At 38.9% G+C, this 7,304-nt stretch carries 10 protein-coding genes; 8 read left to right on the top strand and 2 right to left on the bottom strand.

The genetic code is table 11. From position 1 onward, the window contains the following. Nucleotides 1-969: hypothetical protein (locus tag AC058W_RS14485; protein WP_479390236.1), on the top strand; the 969-nt coding region annotated here is incomplete at its 5' end. Nucleotides 970-1,372: 403 nt separating this feature from the next. Here AC058W_RS14485 and AC058W_RS14480 read toward each other — a convergent pair. Continuing rightward, nucleotides 1,373-1,582, bottom strand: a complete 210-nt coding sequence (locus AC058W_RS14480) for a hypothetical protein (RefSeq protein ID WP_019161171.1) — start codon at nt 1,580-1,582, stop codon at nt 1,373-1,375. A 170-nt stretch (nt 1,583-1,752) separates the two neighbouring features. On the opposite strand from AC058W_RS14480, the gene AC058W_RS14475 reads away from it, so the two are divergent. Next, complete coding sequence (locus tag AC058W_RS14475) at nt 1,753-1,890, top strand: hypothetical protein (protein WP_019161172.1); 138 nt, start codon at nt 1,753-1,755, stop codon at nt 1,888-1,890. A 94-nt stretch (nt 1,891-1,984) separates the two neighbouring features. Beyond that, a complete protein-coding gene (locus AC058W_RS14470) occupies nt 1,985-2,425 on the top strand; it encodes an RNA polymerase sigma factor (protein ID WP_227567412.1) in 441 nt (146 codons plus the stop codon). A gap of 341 nt (nt 2,426-2,766) precedes the next feature. On the opposite strand, the gene AC058W_RS14465 is transcribed toward AC058W_RS14470, so the two are convergent. Then, nucleotides 2,767-4,074: an IS4 family transposase gene (locus tag AC058W_RS14465; RefSeq protein WP_118410966.1), complete on the bottom strand. Its 1,308-nt coding sequence runs from the start codon at nt 4,072-4,074 to the stop codon at nt 2,767-2,769. Nucleotides 4,075-4,189: 115 nt separating this feature from the next. Between AC058W_RS14465 and AC058W_RS14460 the strand changes: the two genes are divergently transcribed. The 5 genes from AC058W_RS14460 to AC058W_RS14440 form a co-directional block, all read left to right on the top strand. After that, nucleotides 4,190-4,786, top strand: coding sequence for a hypothetical protein (locus tag AC058W_RS14460; RefSeq protein WP_019161174.1), 597 nt, complete (start codon nt 4,190-4,192; stop codon nt 4,784-4,786). Between the two features lie 45 nt (nt 4,787-4,831). Beyond that, nucleotides 4,832-5,491 carry a hypothetical protein gene (locus AC058W_RS14455; protein WP_019161175.1) on the top strand — a complete coding sequence of 220 codons (660 nt, stop codon included), beginning with the start codon at nt 4,832-4,834 and terminating at the stop codon, nt 5,489-5,491. Between the two features lie 337 nt (nt 5,492-5,828). Beyond that, complete coding sequence (locus AC058W_RS14450; RefSeq protein ID WP_019161176.1) at nt 5,829-6,641, top strand: PD-(D/E)XK nuclease family transposase; 813 nt, start codon at nt 5,829-5,831, stop codon at nt 6,639-6,641. A gap of 15 nt (nt 6,642-6,656) precedes the next feature. Beyond that, on the top strand, nt 6,657-6,914 hold the full coding sequence (locus AC058W_RS14445; protein ID WP_226839487.1) for a substrate-binding domain-containing protein: 258 nt from the start codon (nt 6,657-6,659) through the stop codon (nt 6,912-6,914). A gap of 87 nt (nt 6,915-7,001) precedes the next feature. After that, nucleotides 7,002-7,304, top strand: a 303-nt coding sequence (locus tag AC058W_RS14440) for a trimeric intracellular cation channel family protein (protein WP_479390235.1), incomplete at its 3' end; no start/stop codon positions are given.

Here is a 7,304-nt window from a genome sequence, read left to right as displayed (position 1 = left end):
CGCGGCGCATCTGATCAGGATTATGAGGTGAACTGCAGACCGAATAGCGGTACGAGATTTCTCACAATTACCCCTGAAGAATACGACTGGTGGGATAATACAGATCCGGATCCGGATATGTTTATGTGTCCAAAACGCAGTATATGGATATATAACAATGGAAAAAATCCTGTTACGGTTGATTTTGAGAATACGGAACATTTCTGGGCGTACCTTGATGATTATGAAACGGGGGTTATTATGCCCGGAGAAGGTACAACGGTTTATCTTCGTCCGAAAAAGGAAGAACAGGTAGCTACTGATATTTTTAAGGTTTCCATCACAGGAGGAATAGAATTATCTTATATAATTTCCCAGAATTGTCCTCATATTGCACCGCCTTATCCGGAAGGAGCAACGATAAAAGATGTGAAAGTACAGGGGTCAACTATTAAGGCAGCGGCTTATGACTGCGCAAACAGCGAAGGTTTCGATGCGGTTCTGACAAAGAAAAGCTGGGTTGACAGACCTGAGAATTATGTGAAGGTGGCGAAGAATCAGGATGCAAAGACCATCACCTTCACAAATGTAAAAAACGGCACGTATTATCTGGGAATCCATGCGTACAACAGGGATTATTATGATGGAAATGTGTCCGGGAAAAGGTTTGGGGCATGGAGTTATCCAGTAAAAGTAGTAGTAAAGAACGGAATTCCCACAGAGAGGGTGAAGATTAAAACTGTAAAAACAAGTAAAGGAGCTGTGTCTGTAACAGTTGGCGTACCAAAAGGATTTGCAAGAGCAGATATGGAACTGAGATCTACAGGCGGAACCACCGTATATAAACGGAACAATCGGACAACCTATACAAGGATTACAGGCGTGAAGCCCGGAACCTATACTCTGAGAGTCCGCCCATGGGCCAAAATTAACGGAAGGAAAGCTTACGGAGACTGGGTATCCTGGGGAAGAAGAATCAGGGTAAAATAAAAAGAAACAGGCAACTGCCCCTTGTTTAGAAAAGTTTAAATTGGTTTGAGAAAGAGAAAAGTAAATTCTGTAAAGTTGACTTCACAAAACCTGAAAAACAGAAAGAGAGCTGCCAGACAGCAGAAGAAAAAACAGAACGGACAAAAAAGACGGATTGATTACATAATAGGAAACTGAAAACATGCGACAATCTGCAGGGATACCGGGGTTAGGCTGAAACACTATATCACGGAACCGTCTATGTAGTACAGCAAAATAGGCTGTCCTCATACCGAGGGTTTCCACTTCAGTAAGCCTGAGAAGTGTCAAACTGACACTTCCTCAAACATACTAAGGTCACAACTCTCATTGCATCCACAGTCACAACAAAAAATAGAGTATTCCCTTCAATGCGTGCGATATTTCACTTGTGATTGTGATCTCGTGTTTCCATACAGCCGCACGGACAAGAAATATATTCCTTTCCCTCTTTGATTTCAATAATTTCCCAGGTATGTTCATGAGAAGTGAAGGGTTTATCCAAACAGACATGTCCATGCACAGTTGAAATAGTTGCAACGATGGCCATTGTAGCAATGCACCCAATAATTAGGTTTTTTGATTTTGCTTGCATATATTTGTCTCCTTTCATTTAGTGAATACGTATAGGCGTTTGCGAAACGCCAAACACTGCATAAATACGGTGTTTTTTGTCGTTAAAATAAAATAACTCCTCAAGGTTTATGGTAAAATAGAATTGACTAGAAACTAATTAACCAATCCACCTAAAGGAGATATACCTACATGATAACATATAAACAGCTCACTTTGGCAGAAATTTTTGAATATAGAACGAAAATAAGTTTCTGCACCATTGGGGGAATACTACGAATTGTAGATGAAGATAAGAGCATGAAACAGAAATTTGAAGAGAAAGCGTAACCAAAGCATAAGAAATACGATGTTTATTATGAGAGCCTTTTTTGTTATGATATTTGCACAGGATGTTTGAAAGTACGAAATCGGAGAAAGCTGTATGGAAGATACTTATATTATAGACTTGTTCTGGAGAAGAGATGAAAATGCAATACAATTAGTTGATAAAAAGTATAATTCCACTTGTTATTCTATTGCGTGGAAGATTCTTATGAATAGGGAAGATTCCGAGGAGTGTGTAAATGATACATGGTTTGCGGCATGGCGGTATATCCCACCCCAAAGGCCGCCAAAACTGGTAGCTTTCTTAGGAAAAATTACAAGAGGATTCGCAATTGATATGTTAAGAAAAAAGCATGCGGCAAAACGGATGGATATGCATATTGCAAACATAACGGAAGAGGTAGAAAGTTTAAATACCGCTAGAACGCATATTTTAGATGAACATATGGAAGCTGAGGAACTGATAGAAATCATCAATCGTTTCCTGGGCGGTTTATCTGACAGGGACAGGGATATTTTGTCCAGAGATATTGGGTAATGGAATCCATTAAAAATATTGCCGCCAGACATAAGATGTCAGAAGGGGCAATTAAGCAGAATCTGCTGCGGAATAAAAGGAAACTGAAAAATATATGTATAAATTTATCATACATATATTTTTATCAATGTCATTTAGATAAGCATTTCGTCTGATAAAAACAGTATATCACGTTATTTGACTTTAGAAAACATGGTTCAGTTAAGAAATATTATGTTCAATGGGAAGTCCTGTCTGCCCCCCCCCAGATGACTACCTGTGAAGAACATAAAATACAATTTCGTATACCAAAAAGACAGATTGCAGATCTGTCTGAAAAAGAAGTATAATAGTGATGATATTTAAGCCGCTCGATACATGAAATCCCTATTTCTCTTTGGACGGAGGCGGGTAGGATATTTACGGTTGCTCCTGACTGGTGTCAGGTGCTTTTGTATGAGAAGCATGGTCTCAATTTCGTCACTGCTATGTTTTAAATATGCTCTGCATATGTTGACTGCGGTGGCGAAATTTATTTTGTAGATATGCTTTGTGTTATCTCGTGTTCTCACAACGGCCTGAGCTGTCACAAATTCGCAGAAGTTATATAGTATCATCCGGGCATTGAGTTCCTGAAGGATCCCGTCATACTTGCTGCTATGCCAGTTAACAAGACCTATGGTGTATTTCAGCTCACGAAAGCTTGTTTCCTCGCTCCAGCGCATTCTGTAAAGCTTTTTAATCTCTTCTAAGGGGAAGTCTTCTTCCGAAAGATTTGTGGCAATGCAGATGTAGGTCCCATTATCAAGAAGAATACGAACAATACGGAATTCGATATCATAATATGTACAGTTTTCATCCAGGAAATCCAGATCGGTAGTCTGCTGAAGAATGGTATACGTATTGGGATCCCCAAGAGTTTCTTTTGTATGGCGTCTGGTAAGAGTGGTTTTTATATGGGTATCGAACTGACTGTCAGGTAGATCATAAGCGGAAAGAATGCCGTTACTGTTGATGTCTTTCATGCGAATAATGAATTTCATATTCTTTTGAATAAGATGAGCAAAGACATTGAAGCTTTCATATCCCCGGTCTGCCATTAAAATTGCCGGCACAGAATCGGGATAACGGTCAGTTATGGTATTCAGTGCAGCACGTTCATGAAGCTTCTTTTTTCCCTGAACCAGAAAATCACAGTAAGTATGGTTCATGATATCGTAAAGAGCATTGACGTGAATCGCATTGTAACCCTTTTCGCCTTCATGGATAAAAGTTCTTTCATCCTCTGGGTCTCGTGCTATATTGACATCGGAACCATCACATGCTAAAAGGCGATAGCCGTGATAGGGCTGATCAGAAAGTTCCCTGCACTGTTCCACAAAAATATGGAACAGAAAGCTCCATCCTTCCGGTTGGAGTTTGAAATGCTGCTGGGTAAAAGAAGATTTTGCAGGGGCTGCAAGTGAATGCTCAAAGAAATCCAGGATTTCATTTGAAACAGATTTACTCTGCATTTGAACCATAAATTGAATATAATCATGGAAAGAAAGTTTACGATTTCCTGTGAAATCAGCTTCCGGGTTTTGGCAGAACATGAAATGAAGTTCATCCAGTTCAGCAATGCAGTTTTCGAGTGTTGTTTTTAAGTCAGCTAAAAAGTTTTGAGTCATAGGGTGCCTCCTTGAAATATGTTTATATTCAAGGCTTACACAACATATATTGCTTATCCTGTCAAGTGTTTTTTGAAAAAAATGAGGATAAAAACTAAAGGAAGAGAGAAGAAAAATGCAGTTATATCAGTTTGAAAAAATATACTCTCAAATGGAAAAAGAGTTTGGAAAAATCAGAAAAGGTGATGAGGAAACTTACAGTATGCTTCTTTTGCCGATGGAAAGTAATGCGTTAAAAATCCATCGAAAGTTTCCCGCTTCAAACAGCAGAAGAATGAAAGAGGCAATTGCCCTTGTATTGTTTGATATTAAATCAAGATGTACCGGAGAAAGTTTTGACACGGGAAACTTTCGCAATGAGGATAATGAACGGCTTGAAACTGCCCTGCTTATGGCATTTGATCCATACACGAATAGTGAAATAAAGGAGCTGCTTATTTCCAGAGGGAGGCAGCATGAGTTAGATTTAAAGAAAATGCAACAATACTATAAGATTCCGGTAATGTGTCTGCTAAGGATTAAGGCTTCGATAGATACTTGGGAAAAGAATGCTGGAACGAATGGATACTTCGATTTTATAGAGGGATACATGGGAACATCCATTACGGGAGATGAAATGAAATATTCGGTGATGATGCAAGATTTGTACTATTTATCGTATAGCCGTCGTCTAAACAGAGTGTGTTCAAATATTCAACAACACTCTGTTTAAATTGTCACGCAGGCTTAACTAAATGACATTGAGGAATTATTATTTGTGTTAAAGATTTGGAAAAACACAATAATTCAGTTAATAAATCTGAAAATATGCAGTAATAGAAGAGAAAGAAATGACAAAATCATGAAAAAAGCTACACTATATTTACTGATGATTTCTTTGATAGGAATGCTGGAAGTGCCTGTACATGCGGCAGATGTGTATGCGGATGAATCAACGGAGTTATATTCTTTTGATGAAGGAGCAATGTGCGATGATGATTTCGCAACGGAGTGTCAAGCAGACGTGAGCGATAAAAAACTACAGCAAGATTTTGAATCGGCCATGAAAGATGGAATTGGTCTGGGACTGGATGATTTTTTAGAAACTTCATATTCTGGAAACAGCACTGGCTCAACGCAGTCAGACAGTGAGGCCGAAGTATTAGAGGCAGATTTTGAAGCTGCTATGCAGGATGACAACATAAAACTATCAGAAGCAGGAATTGAATCCATGAATTTGATTTCCACTAATGACGACAATATAGACGCAGAATATGCCGCTGAAATTAATGAGTGGGAATCAAAGCCAATTTTAACAAGGGCTGCTTCGACAGTGAGCAGGGTAGAGTATGGACAGCAGTGGAGAATATACAGAAAAAGTGACAATGCAACGATGGTACAGTGGGTTTTAAGGGGACTGTTCTTATATAATGGCTAGCCAGTGTAAACAGACATCTATGAACTGATATAATAATGCATCTAATACTTTTACGGTTACTTCAAAGTCACACTATCCATCCGGAATGTATGCAGTGGGAAATTGCAAAGCGGTACAGAAAAAGGGTGGAAAATTGTATTCACATGTTCTCCGGATTGGGGTAACACCTACAGGAAAAGTAGTTAAGTAACAATGATGTTGGAAATGGCAGAAGTAAAAAATACCATTTAAGACCTGGAAGAGGATGCATGATTCTCTTCCTGTTTTGTCGAAAAAATCTTATTGCATAAGTATAATGAAAGCACTTATAATAAGAATATGAAAAGAAAGTGAATGAATGCAGGTGTTGAATTTAGACGAGAAAAATACAGAACGCATGGACGCCATTAACAAGTTTACGTTAATGGATGATACGTTTATGACACAGGTGTTTTCCAGTGATTTAGAGTGTACTGAGGAACTCTTGAAGATCATTTTAAAAAGAGATGATCTGACGGTAACGAAATCTGTTACACAGTTGACGATTGGAAATTTGTTTGGACGATCTGTCAGATTAGATATATACGCTAATGATTCCGAAGGAAAACAGTACGATATCGAGGTCCAACAGGATGATAGTGGGGCAGTACCAGAACGTGCCAGATTAAACAGCTCATTATTTGATACCAGACTTACAACATCAGGAAGTAAATATACAGAGATGCCAGAGACATATATCATATTTATAACGTCTAATGATGTGTTGGTAGGTGGACTTCCGATTTATACAATAGAAAGAACAGTACAGGAAACAGGGAAACTGTTTAATGATAAAGCACATATTGTATATGTAAATGGCTCTTACAGAGGAGATGATGAGGTTGGCTGGCTAATGCATGATTTTAACTGTGTTAATTATCACGAAATGCATAATGCAAAAATAGCTGCGAGAGTAAGATATTTTAAAGAGGAACCGAAAGGAGTGGCTGATATGTGCAAGACGATGCAGGTAATTGTAGATAGAGAACGTGATGAGGCAGAAGTAAGCAGAAGTAAAAAAATCGCATGGAATATGTGGAAAAATGGAGAGCATGATCTTGATAAAATTGCAGAGACCACATTGCTGTCCGTTGAGCAGGTACGAGAGGCTATTACACAAAAGAAAGCGTAAAATCTATTACAGAGGATGTTGCAGTTCAGGGTTCTTCCGATACTGAAGCGGCTGTCTGATGATATTTCTATTGCAGGTTATGATGGAATTGATATTGCGAAAATTCTGGAGCCAAAGCTCACCACCCTTTGTCAGGACACAGCGGCAATTGGCAGGATAGCTGCGGAGAAGCTGATCGATCTGATTGAGAATCCCAAGACTACGTTGATTGATCGTTTCTCAGTAGACGGAGCTTTGTTTAAGGGAGCGTCTGTGAAGAAAATAAAAAAATAAGATGTCTAAAAAAGCAGGATCCTGCTTCACATAAGTTATAAAAAATGATATAATTTATGAACTAAAACGTAAAAGTCAGAGGTTAATATGGATTATCAGAGTATTATAACTTTTTTTATGGAAATGGCAGGTACGGTTGCTTTTGCTGCTTCCGGGGCAATGGTAGGTGTAGAACGGAATATGGACATTTTCGGTGTGAGCGTACTGGGTGTAGTTACAGCTGTAGGCGGAGGTATGATCCGGGATATTGTGCTGGGGATTATTCCACCTAATGTGTTTACAAATCCGGGTAATACGCCTTGGCGGCTACCGATTACTTCCTGTGTGGTTTTTCTGGTTTTTTACTGGAAACGGCAGCTTTTGGAAGGGCATATGCGGCTTACCTATGAC

The organism is Blautia sp. CGZ-1-C1, assembly GCF_056504575.1.
The sequence above is the reverse complement of the archived record's forward strand: the minus strand, read 5'-3'. Positions and strand labels throughout refer to the sequence as shown.